The following is a 2,916-nucleotide window of genomic DNA, read 5'->3' on the forward strand; positions in this document are numbered from 1 at the left end:
TCGGCGGCGTCCGCTTCCCCGCCATCGGCGAACTCCCCTACCTCCTCACCCTCGCCGGCCACGGCTTCTACTGGTTCCGCCTCCGCAAGGACGCCACTCCGCTCACCAGTCGCCGATTGACGGTGTGCTCCTGAAAGGACGGGTCGACATGTGCAAGGTCGTAGCACCCCGCCCCAGCGGCCACAGTCCGGCCCACCTGCTGACGTCGCTCGCCGACCTGCTTCAGGCATGGCTGCCCGAACAACGGTGGTTCGCGGGCAAGGGCCGGCGGGTCACGGACCTCTCCCTGCTCTCGGTGACCGAGCTGCATCCGGCGTGCCTGCACCTGCTGGTCAGTACCGGGGACGGCTCCTCCCCGTCGCGGCCCGGGGACTGCTACCAGTTGCTCCTCGGTGTCGGGGAGGTGCTGCCTCCCCGGCTGGCCCACGCCCGCATCGGGCGCGCGAGCCAGGGGCCGCTGGCCGGCCTGACCGTGTACGACGCCCTTCAGGAGCCGAGGTCGGCCGACCTGCTCCTGGAGCGGCTGCGCACACCGGGAACGGCGGGCCCGCTGCGGTTCGAGCGGGACGCGAAGGTGAGCGTCCCCGCCGGTCTGACACCGCGTCTGCTCGACGTGGAGCAGTCCAACACAAGCCTGGTGTACGGGAACGCGTACATCCTCAAGATCTTCCGGCGGGTCCGGCCCGGCATCAATCCGGACCTGGAGGTGCCCTGGGCCCTGGCCCGTCAGGGGTGCACCCGGGTACCGGCCCCCGTGGCGTGGTTCCGTACCTCGGAGCCGCTGCCGGCGACACTCGGCGTGCTCCAGCCGTTCCTGCCGGACGCCGTCGACGGCTGGACCCTGGCGCTCGAATCGCTCACCGCGGGACGGGACTTCCGGGAGGAGGCGTACGAACTGGGGCGCGCGACCGCCGAGGTGCATCTCGCGCTGGCCGCCGCGTTCGCCCTCGGCACGCCGACCGCGGACGGGAACCGGCGGCTCGCGGCCGCGATGATCGAACGCCTCGACACGACGAGCCGTTCGGTGCCGGAGCTGCTGCCCCACGTGGACGGGCTGCGGGGCGCCTTCGACGAGCTGGCGGCGCTCGACTCGGGCCGTCCGGTGCAGCGGATCCACGGCGACCTGCATCTCGGTCAGGTGCTGTGGGCAGGGGAACGCTGGTCCGTCATCGACTTCGAGGGCGAACCGGCCCGTCCCATCGCCGAACGCCGGCAGCCGCAGTCCCCCGTACGCGATGTCGCGGGCATGCTGCGGTCCTTCGACTACGCCGCCCGCAGCCGCCACCCGTGGCGTCCCGACTGGGCCCGGCGCTGCCGTGACGCCTACTGCGCGGGATACGCCCTACAGGCACGCTGGGACCCGCGTGCGCAGCGCGCGTTGCTGCGGGCGCACGAGACCGACCGGGCCGTGTACGAGGCCCTGTACGAGGCACGGCACCGGCCCGACTGGCTGCCCGTGCCGATGGCGGCGATCGCCCGGCTCGCCGAGCACACCCCGGCACCGCACGCGCCGGTTCCTTCCTTCCACTCCTTCCACAGCGCTCAAGGAGGCTGAAAACCGTGGCAGCCCGCGATATCTCCGTACCCCTGACCCCGCCGCCGTCCGAGGAGATCCGGTCCGTCGAGGACGTCCGGTCCGTCGAGGACGGTCCGTGCGAACCGGGGCCGGGGGGACCCGGCGGGCGACCGCCGGTGTCCTCGATGGAGGTGACGGACCGGGAGCGGCTGCTGTCGGGGACCCATCACGATCCGCACGCCCTGCTCGGGGCGCATCCGGTGGCGGAGGGTGTCGTCGTCCGTGCGCTGCGGCCGTTCGCCGAGTCCGTGGCGGTGGCGCTGCCGGACGGGCTGCGGATGCTGCTGGACAGCGAGGGCGGCGGACTCTTCTCCGGGGTGCTGCCGCTCGACGCCGTTCCCGAGTACACGCTGGTGGTCAGATACGCGGGCGGTGTCGAGTTGGAGGTGCAGGATCCGTACCGCTTCCTGCCCGCGCTCGGCGAACTCGATCTGCACCTCGTCCGCGAGGGCCGGCACGAGCAGCTGTGGCGGGCGCTCGGGGCCGAACCGATGGAGCACCAGGGAGTGGCGGGCACCCGCTTCACGGTGTGGGCGCCGAACGCGCAAGGGGTGCGGGTCGCCGGGGACTTCACGTTCTGGGACGGCACGCAGTTCCCGATGCGCTCGCTGGGCGCGGCCGGGGTGTGGGAGCTGTTCCTGCCCGGTGTCGGCGAGGGCGCGCGGTACAAGTTCGAGATCACCTCCCGGCACGGCGACCGCTTCCTCAAGGCGGACCCGATGGCCCGCCGCGCCGAGGTGCCGCCCGACACGGCGTCCGTCGTCACCACCTCGCACTACGAGTGGAACGACGCGCAGTGGCTGGCCCACCGCGGTGACACGCCGGTGCACGAGGCGCCGTTCTCCGTGTACGAGGTCCACCTGGCGTCCTGGCGACCGGGCCTGACGTACCGTCAGCTGGCGGACGAGCTGCCCGCGTACGTGGGCGACCTCGGTTTCACCCATGTCGAGCTGATGCCGGTCGCCGAACACCCCTTCGGCGGCTCCTGGGGCTACCAGGTCACCGGTTTCTACGCCCCCACCTCACGGCTGGGCACCCCCGACGACTTCAAGTACCTCGTCGACGCGCTGCACCGGGCCGGCATCGGCGTGATCATGGACTGGGTGCCCGCGCACTTCCCGAAGGACGACTGGGCGCTGGGCCGCTTCGACGGCGAGCCGCTGTACGAGCCCGGGGACGACCGGCGGGCCGAGCACCCGGACTGGGGCACGTACGAGTTCGACTACGGGCGCGTGGAGGTGCGCAACTTCCTCGTCGCCAACGCGGTGTACTGGTGCGAGGAGTTCCACATCGACGGACTGCGCGTCGACGCGGTCGCCTCCATGCTCTACCTCGACTAC

At 72.1% G+C, this 2,916-nt stretch carries 2 protein-coding genes; both read left to right on the plus strand.

Annotation, left to right across the window (positions count from 1 at the left end; genetic code table 11):
- Positions 1-148: 148 nt before the first annotated feature.
- On the plus strand, positions 149-1,555 hold the full coding sequence (locus ACFWGJ_RS43100) for a maltokinase (protein ID WP_387334428.1): 1,407 nt from the start codon (positions 149-151) through the stop codon (positions 1,553-1,555).
- A 146-nt stretch (positions 1,556-1,701) separates the two neighbouring features.
- Positions 1,702-2,916: 1,4-alpha-glucan branching enzyme (glgB, locus tag ACFWGJ_RS43105; protein ID WP_387334429.1), on the plus strand; the 1,215-nt coding region annotated here is incomplete at its 3' end.

Source organism: Streptomyces sp. NPDC060205, from assembly GCF_042728395.1.
In the GTDB taxonomy this organism is placed as follows: domain Bacteria; phylum Actinomycetota; class Actinomycetes; order Streptomycetales; family Streptomycetaceae; genus Streptomyces.

Bases quoted from the DNA above. Each gene is read 5' to 3' on its own strand.
- ACFWGJ_RS43100 (WP_387334428.1), top strand. From the start codon at position 149: ATGTGCAAGGTCGTAGCACCCCGCCCCAGCGGCCACAGTCCGGCCCAC.